Here is a 21,415-nt window from a genome sequence, read left to right as displayed (position 1 = left end):
ATATTGAACCGCAAGTTGCTTTCATGGCTTGGAAACACCTCACTCGCTTCAGCTTCATATTCACCCCTGATTTCAAAATGGTCAATTTCGACGGAATATTCATTCTGTCAGTTGATCAATAAATATCTGGAAAAGTTCTGACTGGCTTGAGATGTTCAGGCGTTTATAGATATTATAGCGGTGCATTTTTACTGTTCCCTCTGTAATCCCCAGGTTTTCGGCAATCGAGATGTTGCTGTGTCCTCTGAGGATCAGTTTGGTAACAAGGTATTGTGCCGGAGTGAGATTGCTGAACGCTCGACGGAAAATTTCTTCGCTATGTCGACGTGTTGTGGCCGCATCGTCAGACACATTCAGCAGTTGCCAATGTCGTCTCAAGCTGACAGCAACTAAAGGCGTGAGAGCGGAAAGCGCTGCGAACTCTTCGTCGCTGAACGGCATACCATGGCGATTGCGCATTATTGAAAACGTAGCAGAGATATTGTTTTCGAGGTCGATAATGAATCCGACTTCCTCAACCAGCGTGCCTGCTTCGTCTGAAATACAAGGGTAGACTTCGCTTGAACGTGACAGCCCCCCTTCATAGAAGGCGTCTGGCGCGAGATCGCGCATCCGCCATAACCCTTCAGCATGGTTTCCCACGCTGGCAGAGTAGAATGGGTCGAGAAGATAGGCTCCGCGAACGTAGGCGTTGAGGGCCTTGCGATTGGTGGTCGCGCTGTAGCCATCATGAATAACCACCGGAGAGCGATCTGCATGAAAAGCAAAGGCGCTGCTCATGTCGAACACAGCGGCGGTGGAAGAAAGTCTATCCAGTGCTGCTCCAAAATCGTTACTGCCACACATGGAGAAGAGGGCAGCCGATGCCTGTGCTTCGTCGTCCCTCATGGAAGCAGGTCTCCGGACGTATGTCTTTTGCCATATGGCGCCAAGCGATGAAGCTTTTAAATTTCAACGAGTGACGGTTCAACAGAAAGCCGCCGACCAAAAAAGACATACAGAAAATATCGTCATAAGCAAGCTTCATGACAGGGAGAGAATGAAATGCCGATCAATATCAAACCGTTACTGGCTATCTAGGCTCGAGTCGTTCGTTGCTTGTGTCGCTGCGCACGGTATCCCTGCAACGTGGGTGAGTGCGTTGAACACTGTGTCAGATGGCTTGGCAAACGATGGGGCCTCGGTGTTTTACGCCCGCGCTCATGATCGCCATGCGGCGTCTCGCGGTGAAAGCTCCCGGCAGATCCGCGCGTGCAACTGATACAGGCCAAAGTGCGTCATTTCAGAAAACAACCGGATGTCGTCGTCCGGATGCTTGGCGGGTCATGTCTGAAGTTCTGAATAGCTCTTGTACAGGCAAGAGCGAGTGGAGCAATGCGCTTCAATAAAACAAGGGCGCTTTCAATAAAAATATAAAAATCAGGAGGAAAAATAATATGGAAAATTCCGCTTCCTATGGAGAGCATTCTCCACTCGATAAAAAATTCGAGAAGTTCCAGCGAAAGGTTACGGTCTGCGCTTCTGGCGGTAAGCTTTGTGACGGCTGGATTCTTGCCGTTATCGGTGTAGCCCTGCCTTTGACCAGCACCGGCCTTGATATCTCTCCGACTATGGAGGGTTTGATTGGTTCGGCGTCGCTGATAGGCCTCTTTATCGGCGGTCTGGTGTTCGGGTGGGTCACCGATAAACTTGGCCGCCAGAAGATGTTTCTTGCGACGCTGGCCGCATTTCTTGTCTGCTCGATCCTTCAGTTTTTCGTCACTGACCCTACGCAACTCTTTGTGCTGCGTGTCATTCTTGGCCTCGCGGTGGGTGCCGATTATGCCATCGCAGGGGCATTTATTGCTGAATTCAACAGCAAGGAGCGGCGTGGCCCTGGTTTGGCTGGCCTTTTGGTCTGGTGGTATATCGGCTTCACTGTCGCGGCTACGATGTCGATCGTCTTGATCAGCGTCATGCCCGATTATCCCGATTTGTGGCGCGTCATTCTGGCCAGCAGCTTCCTGCCTGCGCTGGTGATGATGGTCTTGAGAATAGGTCTGCCTGAGTCCCCGCGCTGGCTGGCCAGCAAAGGCAGGATGAAAGAGGCGCACGCCATTGCGGAGCAATACCTCGATCCCGTTACCCGGCAGGATCTGTTCAAGGAAAAGATCCGCTCTCTGGGATATAGCGCGCTGTTTTCGCCGCAATATATCAAGAAAACCGCTCTGACCAGCATCTTCTGGATGGCGCAGATCACACCGTTCTTCGCGATCTACATCTTCCTGCCCAAGATTTTGCAGGATCTCCACTTTAGTTCGGAAAGCAGTTGGGGTGAGATTGTTCTCTATATCTTCCTGCTGATCGGCTGCCTTGTCGGTGTCTCGCTTATCAACCGTCTGGGACGGCGCAAGCTGCTCATCTATACATTCATCGGGCAGGCCATTCCGCTTCTGGTGCTCGGTGTCTGGTTCAGCGATCACCCGGCGTTCCTCGTGCTGCTGTGCTTCATCGTCTTCGCCTTCTCGCATGCAGCCGGAAGCACCCTGCAGATGCTTTATCCGAGTGAGATATTCCCCACGGAAATCCGTGCAACGGGCGTCGGCTTTGCCGCTGGAATGAGCCGTCTTGGCGCAGCGGCCGGTACCTTCCTGCTTCCCATCGGTCTCGCGCTCTGGGGAACCGGGCCAGTCATGCTCATCGGCGGCATCGTGAGCCTCATCGGTTTGGTGGTCTCTTATGCATGGGCGCCTGAAACCAAGGGCATGGAGCTTTCGCAGACCGTATCGGCCGAGGTCGCACCATCCCGCTCGCAGCGCCAGGCTTAGCCGCAGCTCAATAAATTTCGGAACAGATGATTGTTTCGATCAGCAAAACAAAGTTCAAACTTTCAAGGAATGAAACATGGCTATCGTGAAAAATAACGACCGTCAGTTTAAGCTTGGCATGCACTCCTATTCGCTTCATCTCAGCGGGTGTGGTGAGAGCTGGGGCTTTGATGGAAATTACGCTTTTGAGAAGACAATCAACCTGAACAAGATGATGGAGCTGGCGGCGGAGTGGGGTCTGGATGTCCTGCACATCACGCTCGTCGATCTCGACAACGACGTCAGCCCTGAACATCTCAGCCAGGTCAAAGCCAATGCGAAGAAGCACGGCCTCGATCTGGAGCTGAACGTCTCCTTCGATGCCCCCAGCGATCCGCGTGTCAATGCAACGGTTGAAGAGGCCTTGAACATCGCGCACGCCATCGGCGCGCAGCTCGTCAAGTTCAGCCTCGATATCAAGCGCACCGCGCCGCTCTACGGGTCCAGCCTGCGTTCGGATATCGTGGTTCAGCTTGCCGAGCGCATCCGTGAGTTCAAGGAAAACCTGCCGCTCATCGAGAAGTACGGCATCAAGATCGCGCTTGAGAACCACTGCGACCTGTTCGCAGACGAGGTTATCTGGATTGTCGAGCAACTGCACCACCCGCTGATCGGCGCTTGCCTTGATACGATGAACTCCCTTGTCGTTGGTGAGGGTGTCGAGGAATGCGTGCGCAAGCTGTCGCCATATGCGTACTGCGTCCATTTCTGCGACATCAAGATCGTCGTGGATCCGAATGGGACGCACTCGATTGGTACCGCCGTGGGGCAGGGCGACAACGATTGCGTCAAGATCATGCAGGAGTTGCGGGCAAACGCGCCTGAGGCGTTGGATACGATCGTGTTCGAGGTCGAGCTGCCCCTGAGCGGATATTCCATCGAGGAAGGGCGTGAGATCGAGCTTCAGGCCGCTCGGGAGAGCATCGCCTACATGCGCGACAAGCTCAATGTCGGGCGTAGACACCGGCACGCGTGAATGCGCGTGGCGACGTCGCCAGCAATAATGCTCTGCAATACCGCTCTGCAATAGCGCTCTGAGAGTGTGGGATAAAAATGCAAAACGTGACTTCGCTTCCGGCGGATGATGCTGCATGCGGCTGGTATCATACCAGCCGCACCCGCCAGCCCCGGCCTGCGCACACGGGCGAGACACAGGCCCGATGGACAGTGGTTGGAGCGGGGTTGACCGGGCTTGCCGCTGCCCGGCAACTGGCTCTGAATTTTCCGGATGACGAAATCGTGCTGGTCGAGGCGCAGGAAGTCGGCTTCGGCACGTCAGGCCGCAACGCCGGGTTTGCCATCGATCTGCCGCACGATATCGGCGCGGAGGATTACATCGGTGACGTCGCCACCGCCAAGATGGCGCTGAAGCTTAATCGCACGGGGCAATCGATTCTGCGCTCGACCGTGGAGCAGAACCAGATCGATTGCGCTCTGCGTCCGTCCGGCAAGTATCAGGCGGCGGTGGAGGATCGCGGCATCGCTGTGCTCGATGCCTACCGGCGCGGGCTGGACAAACTTGGCGAGGCGTCCGAAATCATCGAAGGCAAGGATCTGCCGGAGCATATCGGCACATCCTTCTATCGCAAGGCGCTGTACACGCCCGGCACGCTTTTGCTCCAGCCGTCGGCGCTGGTCAAAGGGCTGGCGGATACTTTGCCGTCAAATGTCACGCTGTATGAAAATACGCCCATCAGTCAAGTGGGATACGGCGACAAGACAGTGCTGCAGCATAGCAAAGGCCGCATCACCACCGATAAACTCGTGCTGGCTAACAATGCGTTTGGCGGGCGCTTCGGTTTTCTGCAAGGTCGAATGCTGCCCATTTTTCTCTACGCCAGCCTCACTCGTCCATTGAGCGAGGCCGAACAGGAGAGTTTGGGGGGCAAGTCGTTCTGGGGCGTCATCCCCGCTGATACTTACGGCACCACTGTACGCCGCACGCATGACAATCGCATCCTGATCCGGAACAGTTTCAGTTTCAATCCGGACGGCCGCCCACGGCAGAAGTATCTGGATCGCTTTGTCAGGAACCATCGGACATCTTTCGAGCGCCGGTTCCCGGTGCTCCGCGATGTAGACTTTGAGTATACGTGGAGCGGATCGCTGGCGATGTCGCGTAATCACGAGGGGTTTTTCGGCCAGCTTGCTCCAAATGTCTACGGTGCATTGTGTTGCAACGGGCTGGGTATCACCCGTGGCACGGTCACCGGCACGCTGTTGGCGGATTGGCTTGCCGGTCAGCGGAACGATCTCATCGACATGCTGCTGGCATCGCCGGGGCCGAACAAAACTCCCCCGGAGCCTTTCCTGTCAATCGGCGTCAACGCCAACCTCGCATGGGGGCAATACCGCGCGGGCCTGGAAAGCTAACGGCATGGCCTGCGGCCGCTCGTGGCGTCTGTTCACGCTCAATTTTTGAAAGTTCAAGGAGAAGTCATCATGACGTTCAACGGAATTTACACTCCCGCAATTACGCCGCTGACGGCGGAAGGCCAGATTGATAACGCTGCTTTTGCTGATGTCCTGGAATATCTGATCGACGCAAAAGTCCACGGCATCATCATTGGCGGGTCGACGGGCGAATACTATGCACAGACCGCGCAGGAGCGGTTCGATCTTTCTGCGAAGGCGCGCGAGGTCATTGGCACCCGTCTGCCGCTGATCGTCGGCACGGGCGCTGTGCGTACGGAAGACTCGGTTGAATTCGCCAAGGCCGCCAAGGAGATCAAGGCCGACGCCATCCTCGTTTCGTCGCCGCCCTATGCGCTGCCGACGGAGCAGGAAAACGCGGCCCATGCACTGGCCGTCGACAAGGCCGCCGGCCTTCCCATCATGCTCTACAACTACCCCGCGCGTATGGGTGTGTTGATGGGGCGGGAGTTTTTCCGCACCGTTACCGCGGCATCGAAAAACTTCGTCGCCATCAAGGAAAGCTCCGGTCTCACGTCGCAGTTGCATCTGCTGGCGCGCGAGTTTCCGGATATCGGCATCTCCTGCGGCTGGGACGACCAGGCGCTGGAATTCTTCGCGTGGGGCGCGCGGAGCTGGGTGTGCGCCGGTTCGAATTTCATTCCGCGCGAGCACGTCGCTCTCTATGAGGCGGCTGTCGTGGAAAAGAACTTCGACAAGGCCCGGGCGATCATGTCTGCGCTGCTGCCGCTGATGGACTTCCTCGAAGGCGGAAAGTTCGTGCAGTCCATCAAGGTTGGCAGTGAGTTGGCCGGCTTGAAAACCGGCGGCGTGCGCGCGCCGCTCCAGCCGCTTGATGAGACCGAACGGGATGCGCTCAAGACCATCGTGACCGAACTCAAGCGCGAAGTTTCCGCCATCACCGGGGAGACCGTCTGATGACCCAGCTTCTGACAGCAGAAGAATATGCGGCCATTGCCAAAAAGATCGAGTTCCCGACACAGGCGTTCATCGACGGCGGCTTCAGGCCGTCGTCATCCGGTGAAACGTTTGAGACTATCGATCCCGCAACCGGCAAGGTTCTGGCGAAGGTCGCGGCCTGCAATGCCGCGGACGTCGATTTTGCGGTAGCAGCGGCAAAGGCTGCTTTCGAGGATGGGCGCTGGCGTCGGCGTTCTCCGTCCGAGCGCAAAGCCGTTCTGCTGCGTTTTGCCGATCTGCTGGAGCAAAACGCCCATGAACTCGCGGTGCTGGAAAGCCTCGACAGCGGCAAGCCAATCAGGGAGTGTCAGAATACCGACGTTCCCGAAACCATCCACACTCTCCGCTGGCATGCCGAGTTGATCGACAAGATCTACGACAGCACGGCCCCTGTTGGGTCGGATACCGTCGCTCTGGTGGTGCGTGAGCCTATCGGCGTGGTCGGTTTGGTGCTGCCCTGGAACTTCCCGTTGCTGATGCTGGCGTGGAAGATCGGGCCGTCGCTTGCGGCAGGGTGTTCCGTCGTCGTGAAGCCGGCGAAGGAAACCAGCCTCACAGCCCTTCGTCTGGCGGAATTCGCGCATGAGGCCGGCGTGCCGGCAGGTGTCCTCAGCGTCGTCACGGGCGGGGGCAGGGATGTCGGCGCGCCTTTGGGCCGGCACCCGGATGTTGCGATGGTCAGCTTCACCGGATCGACGGAAACCGGCCGGCTGTTCTTGCAGTATGCCGCCGAGTCGAACCTCAAGCACGTTGTGCTGGAATGCGGTGGCAAAAATCCGGCTGTCGTGTTGAACGACGTTGAGGATCTCGATGCCGTTGCCGGGCACATTGTCAGCGGAGCGTTCTGGAATATGGGCCAGAACTGCTCGGCGTCATCGCGACTGATCGTGCATGCCGACATCAAGGATGCGCTGCTGGAGCGCATCGGCGTGCATCTGCGTGACTGGAAGATGGGCGATCCCCTCGACCCCGAGAACCGTCTTGGCTCGCTGTCCGGCAAGGGGCACTTCGAGAAGGTGCGTTCCTTCATCGAGCAGGCGCAGGCCGACAATCTGAATATCGCTTTCGGCGGCAAAACCGAAAACGATATTTTCGTCGAGCCGACCGTGATCGATGGCGTAAAGCCGGATAACAATCTCTTCCGCGAAGAGGTTTTCGGCCCGGTTCTGGCTGTCACGACATTCACGGACATCGGCGAAGCCATCGCCCTGGCCAACGACACCGTTTACGGTTTGGCCGCTGCGGTGTACACGAGCAACCTGAACAATGCCATTCGACTGGGGCGTGAAATCCGCGCCGGAGTCGTGACAGTCAATTGCTTCGGCGAAGGCGATGTCACCACGCCCTTCGGCGGCTTCAAGGAGTCCGGGTTCGGCGGTCGCGACAAGTCCATCTGGGCGCACGACCAATACACCGAACTCAAGACGATCTGGATTGATGTATCGGCATCCGGTCACTGATGACAAAGCATAAACCGCCCTTCCTCCGCCAAAGCGGGGACAGGGCGGCAGATTATTGACATCACGCAGCTTGTGTTCAATTCGACAATTCGATTTGAGCGCAAGCTGCTCTGTTTCCACTGCGTTGTTTTTCCAAGAGCCGGACCAATCAGCATGAGCAATTCCGTTAGCGCCATGAGCAGGACCAGAGCGACCCTCATCGGACTGATAGCAATCCTGCTGTGGAGTTCGATTGTCGGGCTGATCCGAATCGTTTCCGAAAGCTTCGGCGCAACAGGCGGTGCCGCTCTGATTTATACGGTTGGCTCGATCCTGCTTGTTTTTACTGTCGGTTTCCCGAAGTTGAGCGAGTTTCCCAGGCGTTACCTGTTCTGGGGAAGTATCCTGTTCGTTGCTTATGAGTTGTGCCTGTCGCTTTCGCTGGGCTACGCGAACAATTCGCAGCAGGCGATTGAAATCGGCATGGTCAATTATCTATGGCCGACATTCATCATCATCGCCGCCATCCTGTTCAACGGGCAGAAAGCCAATATCCTGATTTTTCCCGGCGTTATCCTGTCATTGCTGGGAATTGCCTGGGTCTTGGGCGGTGACAAGGGCATAGATCCGCTGATTTTGATGGAGAACGTCAAGGATAACCCTCTCAGCTATGGCCTCGCTTTCTCCGGTGCGGTTATTTGGGCAGCTTATAGTATCGTCACGGCCAGAATGGCGTCAGGCAAGAATGGCGTGACGCTGTTTTTCATGCTGACTGCGCTGGCACTATGGGTAAAATACTCTATCGACGGCGTGAATACGCTTGAGTTCAGCTATCATGCCTTGATGATGCTGGCGCTTGCAGGCGGGGCGATGGGCTTCGGTTATGCGGCGTGGAATGTCGGCATTTTGCATGGCAACGTGACGATACTGGCCGGCGTATCGTATTTCACGCCGGTTCTCTCTGCCGCGCTGGCAGCGCTGGTGCTGAACACGCCGCTGTCACTGTCGTTCTGGCAGGGGGCGGGCATGGTTTGCGTCGGGTCCGTCATCTGCTGGCTGGCGACACGCGGACGGCGCGAGTGAGCAGCAATGTGCCCGCTGGCTGATCGTCCCGGGTACAGGCGCGTTATGCGCGCCCGACCATGGCGATTATCAGCCCGCGTAATTCACTATAGGCATCCGCCTCGGATATATCGCCGGTGAAGACCGCGTTGGACAGCGCGTCCGCAGCGCCGAGCATCGCCCACAACGCCGCTTTGGAGAGGGGCTTTGTCGGGGTGAAGGGCGACAGAACCTTCAGACACTTGGCGATGTAGGACTGTTGGCATTCTTTCTTGATCGCCGCCAATTCCGGAGATGCGCTGAGGGCAGCAAGCACGTCCGGCAGTTCACGGCCTTCTGCCAGCACGCAGCCAATGTAATTTGCAGCTATAACGTGCGCTTTGCTCTCCAGATCCGGCTCACTTGCCGCGAGTGCCGCATCGAGAATGAGAGCCTGCCGTTTGTCGAAATTGCGGTAGAGCGCCGCGAGCAGGCCGTGCCGTGTGCCAAAGTGATCGTAGACGACGGGCTTGGTGACGCCCGCCGCTTCGGCAAGGCGTCCCAATGTCAACGCGTCCGTTCCTTCGTGGCGGACAAGCTGCCAGGATACTTCCATAAGCTGCGCCAGCCGCTGCTCCCGCGTCAGGCGTCTACGCGGCGACGGGTCGCTGACGCCTGAGAGGGGATTATCAGCCGGAGATCCTCCGGAAGCTCCGGCTGAATACAAACGGGTCGCCATATCAGTTCATCATCCCGATGTTCAATTTCCTGTCTTGACCAAGTGCGATTTGCGCTCTTCCAGATACTTGATCAGCTCCTCACGGAAGTCTGCGGTAACGGCATCCTTCACGCTTGGACGCTCGGCCAGTGCCTTGCGCCACGCCGAGACCTTCGGAAGATTATCGAAAACGCCCAGATCACGGAAGGACTCGAATACATCGAAATAGCGGAAGATTGGCGCATAAACCGCGTCGACGAGGCTGAATTCCGCACCGTCGAAGTAGGGGCCGCCACCAAGCTGCTTCTCGATCCGGGCAAAGCGTTCCGCCAGCTTCTTGCCATTGGTAATCAACGCTTCCTCGTCAGCAGCCCGCTCGATGCCGACAACGCCGGAAATGATGGACGATGCATATTCGATCCATGCCCGATGGCGCGCGCGTGCCAGCGGGTCAGCAGGGTGCAGCTTGCGGCCGGGCTGGGTCTCTTCCAGATATTCGCAGATGACCACGCTCTCGAAAATCGCCACTTCGCTGCCATCCGGCTGGCGAACGCCCAGCACCGGCACATTGCCCAGCGGCGAGATCGCGAGGAATGATTCCGGCTTGTTCGACAGGTCAATGTAAACCCGCTCGAAAGGCACGCCCTTTTCAAGCAGCGTAATCACAGCGCGCTGCACGAACGGGCAGATGTTGAGGCTGTAAAGCGTGAGGTTGGTATCGGACATGGTTTTAACTCCGGTTTTCATGGGGCGATAAGCCCGGAACGCGCCGGGCGAGGACGTGAGAGCGCGTTCCGGTCAGATGCATGATCTGACCGGTCGGCAATCGCTCAAAAGTCGGAGGACTTAATTGATGAGCGCGAGCAACGCTTTTGCGGCGGGCGCCGCAGAGGCGGGGTTCTGGCCGGTGACGAGCAGTCCGTCGGTCACAACATGGGCCTCGAAATTGCCGGCGCTGGAATAATCGCCACCCTTTTGTTTCAGCGCATCTTCCACCGAAAAGGGTACGACAGCGGTGAGGCCCAGTGCCTCTTCCTCGGCATTCGTGAACCCTGCAACCTTGCGACCCTGGATCAGCGGCTTGCCGTCGGGCGTCTTGGCATCACGTAAAACGGCCGAAGCGTGACAGACCGCGCCGATCGGCTTGCCCGCACGCGCCGCCGCTTCGATCAGCGCGAGTGACGCTGCGTCGCTCACCAGATCCCACAGTGGACCGTAGCCGCCAGGATAGAAAACGGCGTCATAATCGGCGACATCGACATCGGAAAGCTTGCGCGTGTTGGCAACGGCTTTCGTTGCATCGGCATCGGCCTCGAAACGACGCGTGAAATCTGTCTGAAAAGCGGGCTCGTTGCTTGCTGGATCGAGCGGCGCGGCCCCGCCGGCAGGAGAGGCCAGCGTCACTTTGGCGCCGGCATCAAGGAACGTGTAGTAGGGGGCCGCAAGTTCCTCGAACCAGAAGCCTGTCGGCTTGCCTGTGTCGCCGAACTTGTCGTGAGATGTCAGCACGATGAGAATGTTCATGATCAGTCCGTTCGGAAATGCGGGGTTTAGGTCAGAGCGTCAGAGGTAGCGCCCGCCGCGTTGAAGCACTTCGATGTTGTAACCATCGGGATCGGCGACGAAGAAGAAGCGCCCGAGGGTCTTGCCGTCGTGCTTGAAATCGACCAGTTTGCGCGGCGCCAGACCGGCCGCTTCGAACCGTGCGTGTTCCGCATCGAGGTCGTCGACCGAGAGAGCAAGGTGGCCATAGCCGTCGCCGATTTCATACGGCTCCTGGCGACCCTTATTGATCGTCAGTTCCAGCTCTTGCCCGGACTCACCGTTGGACAGGTAGACCAGAACGAAATCATCGAACTCAACACGATCTGCGACTTCCAGCCCGAATGCCTCCTTGTAGAAAGCAACGGAACGTTCCTCATTGAGAACGCGGATCATGCTGTGAATAATCTTGGCCATCTATTGTCTCCATCAGAGCATACTGAGAGTCGGAGCTAAGGCTCCAACCACCTTTTCTTATCCGCAGATCGGTGACTGTCTGCTGAACCGCAGGTCTCCTGTCCGGTGATCCAGAGATAGAACATCGCACGAAGCAGGGCGATATTTTACACGAAAATGCCGCGTCCGATCTTGCGTGCAGTTTCCAGATGGCTTTCGGGAAACCCTGGCTCCGAGGTTGACAGAATCTCCGATGTGACGACCTTGGCGCCGCAGTAGTCGAATATTCCCTGATCGATCTGCGTTCGCATCGCGCCCCAGTAGCCGCGCCGTGCGTAGGTGCGGATGCTCGACGCGCCGTTGCCGATCAGATGAAACCGGAACCGTTCAAGCTGCCCAACCGGCTCGTCCGCGCCGCCGTCACCATACGCCCAGCGATAGGTAAATACGCGATCAATCCAGCCCTTGAGCAAAGCGGGAAACGACCACCAGTACACAGGATAGACAAGGATAACCGCGTTGGCCCGCTCGATCCGCTCTATTTCAGCAGCAACGTCCGTGGGCAATTCGGCCTTGCCTTCGATATAGGCATGGTCCTGCGCGTTGAATGACGGATTGAACCCTTCGGCAGCAAGGTCCGCGAACTCAACCGTGTGCTCCCCGCCGGCGTCGGCGATGCCGCGCGCAACCTCGGCCGCCAGCGCATGGGTGAGTGAATCCGTATTGGGATGAGAAATGACGATGAGAGCATGCATGGGGGCCTCGATGTCCTGTTGTCAAATCGCTGCAAGCGGGGCGCAGCGCCCACCAGCGGCAGGATCGTAATACCTGTCAGCTCCTGCTGCCGTGCGGCACGCGACAAGGTGGTTCTGATAGACGCTGACGGCGGGCTGGGTGAAGGTTGCGACCCACCGTACTGCTTCATTCGCTGGCTGGAGGATGGTGGTTGAACCGAGACCATCCGATAGCCGTTCATCGTTATATACTTTAAGTAACTTACTATCGGTAGATAGTCAAGTGGGCTGAGGCTTTGGTCATGGATAGTCAGGCGTCAGGAAGCAGATCCACGCTACCGTGATTTGGGATGCCGTTTCTCTGAAGCGCAGATCAAGGGGGCATGCTGCATCAGGCAAAAGGCGGGTTGGCTGTGCTCGAGATGTGCTGCGGCATGGGATCGGAAGTACAGTACAATACAGGGAGGGGCGGGCCGGAAGGCTCGCCCTTTTCATATGCGGGGGTAGACAGGGGCGGACAGATGTGACATATCTGTCGTCAATTCGTCACATGATGTGCTGAAAGCCTGCCTGGCAGTAAACCAGGAAGTGGCGCCGTTAATAATGTTGTGTCGTTGAGCGCTCTACCACTGTTTATTTGAGCAGAATCTCGCGTTTGTTCATTCAGGGAAATAGAGCCTATTTCTGTTTCAGATTCTTCGAGGAGAATTTCTTATGGCAAGTCCGGTTTTTCAATCTGCCGAAGTTAGCGCCGATGGCGGTAAAGTCATCCTCTCTTACAACGAAGCACTGCTTATTGATGGCAACTACCTCAGCACGGAGGCCTTCGAGGTAAAGGTGAACGGGGTCCCCGTTGCCATGTGGTACCGCCCTTACTGGAATGGAAACGAGAATATCCCTAATACAGTTGATCTGCTACTGCACACTACGATCACCAAGGGGCAGTCGGTGACGGTCTCCTATACGGCGCCGAAGCCGGATGCGAGCGTCGGCAACCCTGCGATCCAGGATCTCCTGGGTAACGACGCCGCTTCACTGCCAGAGACGAACGTGAGCAACAACAGCACCATCGCTGCCGACACAACGGCTCCGACGCTGGTGACGGCGATGACCGACTTGGTCGGCGAGAGCATCTTGCTGCACTATAACGCGCTCCTTCACACCATCACGGCCGATGCCGCTGACTTCGTGGTGAAGGTGGACAACTCCCCCGTCGCCGTGAGCGAGGTGCGGGTTTCCCAAAGTACGGTGTATCTGACGCTGGCGACTCCGATCACCAAGGGGCAGTCGGTGACGGTCTCCTATGCGGCGCCGGAGCCGGATGCGGGCATCCGCAACTCTGCGATCCAGGATCTCTCGGGTAACGACGCCGCTTCACTGCCAGAGAGGGGGGTGAAAAACGACGTATTATACGGACCAATACCGTTTGAGCCGAGCGAACCCACGCAGCCGAGCGAACCCACGCAGCCGAGCGAGCCCACGCAGCCAAGTGAACCGACGCAGCCGAGCGAGCCCACGCAGCCAAGCGAGCCTACGCAGCCGAGCGAGCCTACGCAGCCAAGTGAACCGACGCAGCCCAGCGAGCCTACGCAGCCGACCGAGGCCGGAGCGGATGACAAGTTTGACGTCATTACTGCGCCGGAAGGCGGTAAGACCGTGACGCTCGCCAAGAGCCTTGCCGATTATGCTCTGGAGCACAACGGCACGCACATCAGCATCAACGAAGGCGGCGCGGTGTCAGACCATCTCGTCGGTTTCACCAAGCTGGTGTTCAAGGACGGTTCGATCGACCTGACCTCGCACTCCGGTCTGTTCGATCCGGTGTTCTACGCCCTCAACAACCTCGACATCTTCAAGGCCGGCGTGGGTTCGTCCGAGCACTTCCTCCAGCACGGCGCTTCCGAAGGCCGCGATCCCAACGCCTTCTTCGACGTCAGCGGCTATCTGGCCGTGAACAAGGATGTCGCGGCAGCCGGTGTGGGTGCGCTGGAGCACTTCATCAATGCCGGTGCTGCTGAGGGACGCGATACATCGGCCAACTTCGATGTCCGCCTGTATCTGCAGAACAACGCGGATGTCGCGGCTGCCGGCATCAATGCGCTGGAGCACTACCTCCAGTCCGGTCGTGCGGAAGGCCGCAAGGCTTACGAGGCAGTCGGCGAGACCATCGCAGCCGACGGCTTCGACGCGCAGCACTACCTGCTCTCGAACGCCGACATCGCGGCGGCAGGCATCGACGCCCGCACGCACTTCGCCGAGTTCGGCTTCAAGGAAGGCCGTTCGGCCAACACGCTCTTCGATCCGGCAGACTACCTGGCCGCGAACGCAGACGTTGCGGCTGCCGGCATCGATCCGCTGGAGCACTACAACAGCTTTGGCTGGCGCGAAGGCCGTGCGGCATCGTCCGAGTTCGATACGCAGGCCTATCTGGACAACAACGCTGACATTGCTGCCGCCGGCATCAACCCGCTGACGCACTACCTGCAATACGGCATCTACGAAGGCCGTGAGATCCACGACGTCAACAACGTCTGAGATCAATCCAGAACCTGAAAAGGGGGCGGGCCTTTCGGCCCGCTTCTGCTTTTCCGGGCGCTTGTCAGCTCACGTTATCAAGCGTCGGCACTGCGGCCAGCAATCGGCCGGTATAGTCGTCGAAGGGCGGGGACAGCGCTTTGGCTACCGTGCCCTGCCTCACCACGCGTCCCAGATGCATGACGGCGACCTCGTGGGCAAAGGCGCGGACGGTGGCAATATCGTGGGTGATGAAAAGATAGGACAGGCCGCGGCTCTCCTGTAACTCGCGCAGCAGCCGCAATATGCCATCGGCCACGAGCGGGTCGAGCGCGGAAGTCGGTTCGTCGCAAATAATGAGCCTGGGCTCGGCGGCGAGGGCGCGTGCTATGCAAACGCGCTGCTTCTGCCCGCCGGAAAGCTCTGCCGGGTAGCGCTTCGCGAGCGCCGGATCGAGTTCCACCTGTGTCAGTAGCTCGTTGATGCGGGCCTGCTTCCGCTTGCCCGTCATGCCGAAATAAAAACCGAGCGGTCTTACCAGAATACTGCCAACGGTCTGACGTGGGTTGAGCGCGGCATCGGGACTTTGATGGATGGTTTGAATCTCGCGCCGATCATTGCGCGAGCGTTTGTCGAGACTGGCCGCAAGCGTCCTTCCCTGAAAGGAAACGGTGCCAGCCTGTGGCGGCAGAAGGCCATTGACGACTCTGCCCAGAGTGGATTTTCCCGATCCGGACTCGCCCACCACGGCAAGTGTTCGCGCTTCGGGAAGCGACAGCGATACGTCGTGCAAAATCGTACCGCCATGCCGGTAAGCCGCCGTGATGCCCTCTATCGAAAGAAGCGACGGTGTGCTGCCGGCCTCCGGCGACCTTGACCCGCCCCGGCGCGCAACATCGAGAAGCGCCTTTGTGTAAGCCTCGCGTGGGGTATCGATAACGGCTCTCGTCGCACCGTGTTCAACGGCGCGGCCATGCCGCAGCACAAGAATTTCGTCAGCAACACGTGCCACAACAGCAAGATCGTGGCTGATATAAAGCGCGCCTGCGCCGCTTGCGGCAATCACGTTGCGGATGGCTTTCAGCACCTCGTCCTGTGTGGTGACGTCAAGTGCTGTCGTGGGCTCATCGAAAACGATCAGCTCCGGATCGGTGCACATAGCCATGGCGATCATGGCCCTTTGCAACTGACCGCCCGAAACCTGATGGGGAAACCGCTCGCCAAAGGTGTTCGGGCTCGGCAGCTCAAGCATCGCGAACAGGTCTCTCGCGCGCTTTTTCGCCTTGGAGCGATCAAGCCGGTTAAAAGCAAGCGCCGCCTCCACCACCTGATCGCCAAGCCGGTGCGCCGGATTGAAAGCAGCCGTCGCCGATTGGGCGACATAAGCAAGCCGGGCTCCGCGCAAACGGCTTCGGTCTTGCGCGGAAAGCGCAAGTATGTCGCGTCCGTCGATGCGCACCTCTCCGCCAGTCACCTGAAGGCCCGGACGGAGATATCCAAGAGCGGCAAAACCGATCGTGGATTTTCCAGCTCCTGACTCTCCGATCAAGCCCAGAACCTGCCCGCGCGCCAATGTCAGTGACACATCATCGATCAGCCGGATCGGCCCCGAGGCGCTCCGCGCGGTGATTGACAGCGCCCGTATATCGAGAAGGGGGGCGTCGTTCATCGACCGCTCCGCGTTGCTGCGCTGCGCTCAAGCAGCCGATCCACGACCAGATTCACCGAGATGGCGAGCAGCGCGATTGCAGCGCCGGGAATAAGCGCAGCGCCAACGGAAAAGACGATACCGTCCTTATTTTCGCGCACGAGGCTGCCCCAGTCCACGGCAGGCGGCTGAATCCCCAGCCCGAGAAAAGACAGCGTCGACAAGAAAATCACAGCAAGCGTAAAGCGCAGGCCAAACTCGGCCAGCAGAGGCGTCAACGCATTCGGCAGCACCTCGGCTCGAATGATCCAGAAGAGGTTCTCGCCGCGCAACCGCGCGACCTCCACAAACTCCATGGCGCCAAGTTCGGCAGCCAACGCGCGGCTGACACGAAAAACACGGGTCGATTCCAGCAGACCAATCACCGCCACAAGAATAAATGTGTTCCGCGGCAGCACAGATAACAGCACCAGCGCTGAAATCAGGGTCGGCAATGAAATCAGCACGTCGTTCATCCGGTCGAGAAGCATGCCGAACCGGCCACGCGAAAGGCCGGCCAGCATCCCTGTCGCGCCACCCAGCAGGAAGGCCAGGAGGGTGGCTGACAATGCAATCGCCATCGTCACCGGCGCGCCCCAGATGAGCCGCGAGAACAGATCTCGTCCCACCGTGTCCGTGCCGAACAGCGCGTTGGCGGATGGCGGCTCCCAGCCACGGCCGACGATCTCGCTCACGCCGTGAGGCGCAATCCACGGCGCGCCGACGGATGCGATAAAAACGAGGCCGAGAAAGATATACGCCAGCACGGTTGCCGGCGAGCGCAGGCGCCTCATTTCGGGTGCCTCAGCCGTGGATTGGCAATCAGGGCGAAGATATCCGCCAGCATGTTGACCACGATGTACGCAACGGAAAAAATCAGGCCGCAGGCTTGCACCGTGGGGACATCGCGTCGCAACACCGCATCGATCATATATTGCCCCATCCCCGGATAGACGAAGACCGATTCAACGACCACCACGCCCACAACCAGATAGGCAAGATTGAGGGCAACGACGTTCGCAATCGGGCCCACAGCATTCGGCAACGCATGGCGGCGGATGATCGTCCAGCGCGACAGGCCCTTCAATTCGGCCATCTCGATATAGGGGGAGGACATGACGTTGAGCAAAGCCGCCCGCGTCATGGTGGTGATATGGCCAATCACCGCCAGGGCCAGCGTTATGCAAGGCAGGATGAGCGCCACTGCCCGCGCACCCGGGCTCATATCCCGAAATACGGCGGCGCTACTGGGCAGCCATCCGAGCGTTACCGCAAAAACGAAAATCAGCAGATAACCGGAGAAGAACTCCGGCAGCGCCACGGTCGCACGGGTGAAGGCATTCACCGCGCGATCGAGGAACCCGTTATGGCGATAAACCGATAAGATGCCCAAAAACACAGCCGCAGGCACCGTTACGATAGCGGTTGCGGCAGCCAGAACAAGCGTGTTGCCGAGCCGCAGGCTTATGGTTTCAGTAATGTCTCGCCGGCTGGTGAAGCTTGTTCCGAGATCTCCGCCGAGCACACCGGATAGCCAGTCGATATAACGGAGATAGGCCGGCTGATCGAGGTTGAACTCCGCCCGCAGCGCAGCCAGTGCTGACGGTGTGGCGGACTGGCCAAGCACGGCAGAGGCAACGTCACCCGGCAAAACCTCCGTCGCCGCGAAGATCAGTATCGAAACCACAAACAGAATCGGAATGCTGATCGCCACTCGTGCGGCGACCAGACTCAGTATGGGGTGCTCACGCACCGAAAAACGCAGGGGTATCAAAGCTCGACTGCTCATCTGCCTATAAACGGTGCGCGGCTGTTGCCTTCACGCTCAGCTTTCGAACCAGCTTGTGGCAGCCGTCCGCGGTCCGACCTGACCTGGGATCACAGTGAAGCCCCGCAGCTTGCTTGTGCTGGCGCTGATGAGATCGGTATAGGCTGGAATGATGGAGCTGTTTTCTTCCACGATGAGTTGTTGTGCATCGTGGTACAGCTGCTTGCGCTTGTCTTCGTCCAGCTCGGCGCGGGCCGAAATCACTAGCTGGTCAAAGGCAGGATTCTTCCAGCCGCTCTCATTCCACGGTGCATCGGAAAGATAAATCAGCGACAGCATTGCATCCGCAGTCGGCCGTGCGGCCCAGAGGGACGGGAAGAACGGCTTCTTGAGCCACGTGTTCGTCCAGTAGCCATCAGCCGGCACACGCTCTACCTCAAAGGGGATGCCAGCCTTCTCTGCGGATGCCTGATAAAGCTGCGCCGCGTCGAGCGCGCCGGCAAAAGTTGCCCCGTCAGATGCAGACAGCACGACCTTGCCATCATAGCCGGCCTTTTTCCAATGGTGCAGCGCCCGCTCCGGATCGTAAGGACGCTTCGGCAGATCGCTGGCGAAGTAACGGTTGGACGGGAAAATCGGGTTATCGTAGGCGACCGATCCCGTGTCCAGAAGAACGGAACTGAGAATCTGCTGCCGATCGATTGCATATTTAAGCGCTAGCCGGACGTCCGGGTTCTGGAACGGACCCTGATCCGACCGCCCCACGAACAGGATGATGCGCCTGTCGGGTTCGCGATGCAGCGCCAGCGCCGGGTTGGAGGCGATTCGCTCACCGATGCGCGGTTCGACATTGTTGATGAAGTGAACCGCGCCGCTGATGAGCGCCGCCACCCTTGCCGTGCTGTCGTTGTAAGCCACGGTCTCGACCGAGTCGACGTGACCGCGCGTGCTGTCCCAGTAATTGGGGTTGCGGCGTGTCAGCGTGCGCACGCCCGGCTGGAAATCCTCCAGAATGAAGGGGCCGGTCCCGATACCGTCATCGAAATTCGCGCCATCCGGCGAAATGCCGAAATAGACTTCACCCAGCAGATAAGAGAAGTCGGCATTCGGCTCGGAAAGCGTGAACGTGACCTCGTTATCGCCGGTCTTCTCGATCTTGCTGACGCTGAGCAGGTAACCTTTACCGGCAGACTTGCTGTCTTCGCCGCGATGATGATTGATCGAGTAGATCACATCCTCTGGCGTCAACTCCTTGCCGTTGTGAAACTGCACGCCGTTCCGCAGCTTGAACACCCACGTCCTGGCCCCGTCGCGCGGCTCCCAGGATTCGGCAAGTGCCGGTCGCAACGAGCCGTCTTCATTCAGATCCGTCAGCGTGTCGAAGATCTGGCGGCCGACGTAGTAAGCATAGCTTTCGTAATAGGAAGCAGGATCAATGCGGTCGGCGCTTGAAGCATTGTCGATGCCAAGGATGAGATGTCCGCCCTTGCGCGGCTCCGCGGCCCGTGCCGGGCCAACGCCGATCAGCCCCGCTGCCGCCAGCATGCCAGCCCCCTGAAGCAGGGTACGGCGGTTGATGTTGCCCAAGATCGATCGTGTCATGAGACTGGTTCCTTGCGGCGATGCCGTTCAGGCAGCTTCGGGGTGAGATTTGAAGGTGGACGCCAATTCGGCAATATGCTCAGGCCCGATGCCACAACAGCCGCCTATGATCGTGGCTCCGGCATCGACCCACCGCCGGGCAAAGTGCAGGTAACCCGATGCATCGAGATCCTCTCTCAACGCACTCAGCCCCGCGTTCGCTGGCCGCTTGAGGGCAGGGTCAGGCTCAGGCACAAACGCATTGGCGTAAACACCGACGGTGATCTGGGAATCAGCGGCATGCAGGGCGGTCACGGCCGCCTTAACGGCTGTTTCCATGATCTCCGCCTGGCTGCAGTTGAAGAGAAGCGCGGATGCACCGACCTCAACCGCCGCTGCGGCAGCTTCAGTCACCGTCTCACCCGAGCGAAGACGCGGCGGTTCACGTCCCGCTGCGACAGCTTCCGCGTCTCCGGTGTCGTCAAGTGTGAAGGATAACCACAGCGGACGTTCGTCATTCCCGAGTGCCTCACGCACCGCGCGTATCTCGGCAGTTCCGCTCTGCGTTTCCGCCAGCCAGAAATCAACGTGCGGCGACAACCCTTCAATGAGCACGGACAGCAGAGCAGGGGCTTCATCGGGGTTGAAAAGATCGGGCCTATAAGAGCCGAACAGCGGCGGCAGCGACCCCGCGACGCGTACAGGGCGATCCGCGGTCTGTGCGGCCTCGCGCGCAAGCGTCCCCGCCAGGCGCACAAGCTCAAGGCCGCGTTCACGAAACCGCTGTTCGCCGATATGGAAAGGCACAACGGCATAGCTGTTGGTCGTGATGACTTGCGCACCGGCGTTGATGAAAGACTCATGAACCCTGCGCACATGCTCCGGCGCCTCGATGAGGGCCAGAGCGGACCATTCCGGCTGACGGAACGGCGCGCCCGAGCGCAGCAATTCCCGTCCCATGCCCCCGTCCAGAATAGTGATATGCGTCGCCAATGCCATAACTCCCGTCAGCCGCGTCCCTGAAAAGCAGCTTCATACTGAATTATCAAGTGTGAGCGCATAGCAGCCAACTTAATAAGATTGCAACATAAAATATTTTTTCTATTAATTTTATATAAATCATTATTTTTTGTGGGCGGGGTCCACAGAAAAATAGGCTGCCGAGCATCTCAAAGTCTAAGGCGTGGCAACCGTTTGCGTTGTTTTCCCTATCCCGCTCCCATGCCATCTTTGCCAAGGCGCATCCGGTTGCGTCTTTCCCGTTCTGCACAAGCGTTCCGCTCTAGATAGATTACCTTTAAACGGGAATGTTCCGAATTATCTTGGAACGGGCATCTGGGATTTGCCCGGATTTAGGGGGATATAGAGGGACGCGCACTTCGGCGGTTGGTCGCACGTTGCCTGATCCAATAGCGGTAGATGGCGGATTTGCTGGGCGCGCGTTGCGAGCCAAAATTCTCTCGGCACTCAGATGCAATCTGCGAGATTGTTTGCAAGCCCAGGCGGCTGGCGATGAATGTCGCCAATTCCGGATCGCGGTCGATTGGCGATGCCTTAAGATTGACGATGCTGTCGTGGATCATTGGGGGCCTCATTTGAGGCTCTTATCCCTAAAACCCCGCAAAGACGCACTGGCCGCAAATGCGTCACGAAAGAACGCACCGGCCTGAAATCTTGAGCAGGCGACCTTACGATGTATAATATCACCCGAGACGCCTGAGACAATTCGTATGGCCGGGTAACTCCCGTGGGGATG

At 58.4% G+C, this 21,415-nt stretch carries 19 protein-coding genes; 7 read left to right on the top strand and 12 right to left on the bottom strand.

The window, feature by feature from the left end:
• Positions 1–99: 99 nt before the first annotated feature.
• The gene (locus FHS81_RS09985; protein WP_183752506.1) at positions 100–888 is read right to left on the bottom strand and encodes a helix-turn-helix transcriptional regulator; all 789 of its coding nucleotides are present in this window, start codon (positions 886–888) and stop codon (positions 100–102) included.
• Positions 889–1,436: 548 nt separating this feature from the next.
• On the opposite strand from FHS81_RS09985, the gene FHS81_RS09980 reads away from it, so the two are divergent.
• The 6 genes from FHS81_RS09980 to yddG all read left to right on the top strand — a co-directional run bounded on the left by FHS81_RS09980 (position 1,437) and on the right by yddG (position 8,761).
• On the top strand, positions 1,437–2,807 hold the full coding sequence (locus FHS81_RS09980; RefSeq protein WP_183752504.1) for an MFS transporter: 1,371 nt from the start codon (positions 1,437–1,439) through the stop codon (positions 2,805–2,807).
• Between the two features lie 76 nt (positions 2,808–2,883).
• Positions 2,884–3,822, top strand: a complete 939-nt coding sequence (locus FHS81_RS09975) for a sugar phosphate isomerase/epimerase family protein (protein ID WP_183752502.1) — start codon at positions 2,884–2,886, stop codon at positions 3,820–3,822.
• Positions 3,823–3,908: 86 nt separating this feature from the next.
• The gene (locus FHS81_RS09970) at positions 3,909–5,219 is read left to right on the top strand and encodes an FAD-dependent oxidoreductase (RefSeq protein WP_210281626.1); all 1,311 of its coding nucleotides are present in this window, start codon (positions 3,909–3,911) and stop codon (positions 5,217–5,219) included.
• Between the two features lie 69 nt (positions 5,220–5,288).
• The gene (locus FHS81_RS09965) at positions 5,289–6,197 is read left to right on the top strand and encodes a dihydrodipicolinate synthase family protein (protein ID WP_183752498.1); all 909 of its coding nucleotides are present in this window, start codon (positions 5,289–5,291) and stop codon (positions 6,195–6,197) included.
• Positions 6,197–7,699: an aldehyde dehydrogenase gene (locus FHS81_RS09960; protein ID WP_183752496.1), complete on the top strand. Its 1,503-nt coding sequence runs from the start codon at positions 6,197–6,199 to the stop codon at positions 7,697–7,699. The genes FHS81_RS09965 and FHS81_RS09960 overlap by 1 nt, the downstream gene beginning before the upstream one ends.
• A 153-nt stretch (positions 7,700–7,852) precedes the next feature.
• Positions 7,853–8,761 carry an aromatic amino acid DMT transporter YddG gene (gene yddG, locus FHS81_RS09955; RefSeq protein WP_281374453.1) on the top strand — a complete coding sequence of 303 codons (909 nt, stop codon included), beginning with the start codon at positions 7,853–7,855 and terminating at the stop codon, positions 8,759–8,761.
• Between the two features lie 43 nt (positions 8,762–8,804).
• Here yddG and FHS81_RS09950 read toward each other — a convergent pair whose 3' ends face one another.
• The 5 genes from FHS81_RS09950 to FHS81_RS09930 all read right to left on the bottom strand — a co-directional run bounded on the left by FHS81_RS09950 (position 8,805) and on the right by FHS81_RS09930 (position 12,130).
• Complete coding sequence (locus tag FHS81_RS09950) at positions 8,805–9,335, bottom strand: TetR/AcrR family transcriptional regulator (RefSeq protein ID WP_246374960.1); 531 nt, start codon at positions 9,333–9,335, stop codon at positions 8,805–8,807.
• 144 nt (positions 9,336–9,479) lie between these two features.
• On the bottom strand, positions 9,480–10,163 hold the full coding sequence (locus tag FHS81_RS09945; protein ID WP_183752492.1) for a glutathione S-transferase family protein: 684 nt from the start codon (positions 10,161–10,163) through the stop codon (positions 9,480–9,482).
• Between the two features lie 120 nt (positions 10,164–10,283).
• Complete coding sequence (locus tag FHS81_RS09940) at positions 10,284–10,961, bottom strand: type 1 glutamine amidotransferase domain-containing protein (RefSeq protein ID WP_183752490.1); 678 nt, start codon at positions 10,959–10,961, stop codon at positions 10,284–10,286.
• 39 nt (positions 10,962–11,000) lie between these two features.
• On the bottom strand, positions 11,001–11,396 hold the full coding sequence (locus tag FHS81_RS09935; protein ID WP_183752489.1) for a VOC family protein: 396 nt from the start codon (positions 11,394–11,396) through the stop codon (positions 11,001–11,003).
• Positions 11,397–11,542: 146 nt separating this feature from the next.
• Positions 11,543–12,130, bottom strand: a complete 588-nt coding sequence (locus FHS81_RS09930) for an NAD(P)H-dependent oxidoreductase (protein ID WP_183752488.1) — start codon at positions 12,128–12,130, stop codon at positions 11,543–11,545.
• Positions 12,131–12,823: 693 nt separating this feature from the next.
• Here FHS81_RS09930 and FHS81_RS09925 point away from each other — a divergent pair.
• The gene (locus FHS81_RS09925) at positions 12,824–14,644 is read left to right on the top strand and encodes a SwmB domain-containing protein (protein WP_183752487.1); all 1,821 of its coding nucleotides are present in this window, start codon (positions 12,824–12,826) and stop codon (positions 14,642–14,644) included.
• A gap of 64 nt (positions 14,645–14,708) precedes the next feature.
• Here FHS81_RS09925 and FHS81_RS09920 read toward each other — a convergent pair whose 3' ends face one another.
• From FHS81_RS09920 to FHS81_RS09895, 6 genes are all read right to left on the bottom strand, one after another.
• The gene (locus FHS81_RS09920) at positions 14,709–16,292 is read right to left on the bottom strand and encodes an ABC transporter ATP-binding protein (protein ID WP_183752486.1); all 1,584 of its coding nucleotides are present in this window, start codon (positions 16,290–16,292) and stop codon (positions 14,709–14,711) included.
• Complete coding sequence (locus tag FHS81_RS09915) at positions 16,289–17,104, bottom strand: ABC transporter permease (protein WP_183752485.1); 816 nt, start codon at positions 17,102–17,104, stop codon at positions 16,289–16,291. The genes FHS81_RS09920 and FHS81_RS09915 overlap by 4 nt, the downstream gene beginning before the upstream one ends.
• On the bottom strand, positions 17,101–18,099 hold the full coding sequence (locus FHS81_RS09910; RefSeq protein ID WP_183752484.1) for an ABC transporter permease: 999 nt from the start codon (positions 18,097–18,099) through the stop codon (positions 17,101–17,103). The genes FHS81_RS09915 and FHS81_RS09910 overlap by 4 nt, the downstream gene beginning before the upstream one ends.
• A gap of 36 nt (positions 18,100–18,135) precedes the next feature.
• A complete protein-coding gene (locus FHS81_RS09905; protein WP_210281625.1) occupies positions 18,136–19,680 on the bottom strand; it encodes an ABC transporter substrate-binding protein in 1,545 nt (514 codons plus the stop codon).
• A 27-nt stretch (positions 19,681–19,707) separates the two neighbouring features.
• On the bottom strand, positions 19,708–20,658 hold the full coding sequence (locus tag FHS81_RS09900; protein WP_183752483.1) for a homocysteine S-methyltransferase family protein: 951 nt from the start codon (positions 20,656–20,658) through the stop codon (positions 19,708–19,710).
• Positions 20,659–21,011: 353 nt separating this feature from the next.
• Positions 21,012–21,242, bottom strand: coding sequence for a hypothetical protein (locus FHS81_RS09895; RefSeq protein WP_183752481.1), 231 nt, complete (start codon positions 21,240–21,242; stop codon positions 21,012–21,014).
• Between the last annotated feature and the right edge of the window lie 173 nt (positions 21,243–21,415).

Source organism: Pseudochelatococcus contaminans (assembly GCF_014195635.1).
GTDB classification, from domain to species: domain Bacteria; phylum Pseudomonadota; class Alphaproteobacteria; order Rhizobiales; family Beijerinckiaceae; genus Pseudochelatococcus; species Pseudochelatococcus contaminans.
This window is presented reverse-complemented; position numbering and strand designations above follow the sequence as displayed.

Coding starts and splice junctions, on each gene's coding strand:
- FHS81_RS09985 (WP_183752506.1), bottom strand. CDS start 888: ATGAGGGACGACGAAGCACAGGCATCGGCTGCCCTCTTCTCCATGTGT.
- FHS81_RS09980 (WP_183752504.1), top strand. CDS start 1,437: ATGGAAAATTCCGCTTCCTATGGAGAGCATTCTCCACTCGATAAAAAA.
- FHS81_RS09975 (WP_183752502.1), top strand. CDS start 2,884: ATGGCTATCGTGAAAAATAACGACCGTCAGTTTAAGCTTGGCATGCAC.
- FHS81_RS09965 (WP_183752498.1), top strand. CDS start 5,289: ATGACGTTCAACGGAATTTACACTCCCGCAATTACGCCGCTGACGGCG.
- FHS81_RS09960 (WP_183752496.1), top strand. CDS start 6,197: ATGACCCAGCTTCTGACAGCAGAAGAATATGCGGCCATTGCCAAAAAG.
- yddG (WP_281374453.1), top strand. CDS start 7,853: ATGAGCAATTCCGTTAGCGCCATGAGCAGGACCAGAGCGACCCTCATC.
- FHS81_RS09950 (WP_246374960.1), bottom strand. CDS start 9,335: ATGGAAGTATCCTGGCAGCTTGTCCGCCACGAAGGAACGGACGCGTTG.
- FHS81_RS09945 (WP_183752492.1), bottom strand. CDS start 10,163: ATGTCCGATACCAACCTCACGCTTTACAGCCTCAACATCTGCCCGTTC.
- FHS81_RS09940 (WP_183752490.1), bottom strand. CDS start 10,961: ATGAACATTCTCATCGTGCTGACATCTCACGACAAGTTCGGCGACACA.
- FHS81_RS09935 (WP_183752489.1), bottom strand. CDS start 11,396: ATGGCCAAGATTATTCACAGCATGATCCGCGTTCTCAATGAGGAACGT.
- FHS81_RS09930 (WP_183752488.1), bottom strand. CDS start 12,130: ATGCATGCTCTCATCGTCATTTCTCATCCCAATACGGATTCACTCACC.
- FHS81_RS09925 (WP_183752487.1), top strand. CDS start 12,824: ATGGCAAGTCCGGTTTTTCAATCTGCCGAAGTTAGCGCCGATGGCGGT.
- FHS81_RS09920 (WP_183752486.1), bottom strand. CDS start 16,292: ATGAACGACGCCCCCCTTCTCGATATACGGGCGCTGTCAATCACCGCG.
- FHS81_RS09915 (WP_183752485.1), bottom strand. CDS start 17,104: ATGAGGCGCCTGCGCTCGCCGGCAACCGTGCTGGCGTATATCTTTCTC.
- FHS81_RS09910 (WP_183752484.1), bottom strand. CDS start 18,099: ATGAGCAGTCGAGCTTTGATACCCCTGCGTTTTTCGGTGCGTGAGCAC.
- FHS81_RS09905 (WP_210281625.1), bottom strand. CDS start 19,680: ATGACACGATCGATCTTGGGCAACATCAACCGCCGTACCCTGCTTCAG.
- FHS81_RS09900 (WP_183752483.1), bottom strand. CDS start 20,658: ATGGCATTGGCGACGCATATCACTATTCTGGACGGGGGCATGGGACGG.
- FHS81_RS09895 (WP_183752481.1), bottom strand. CDS start 21,242: ATGATCCACGACAGCATCGTCAATCTTAAGGCATCGCCAATCGACCGC.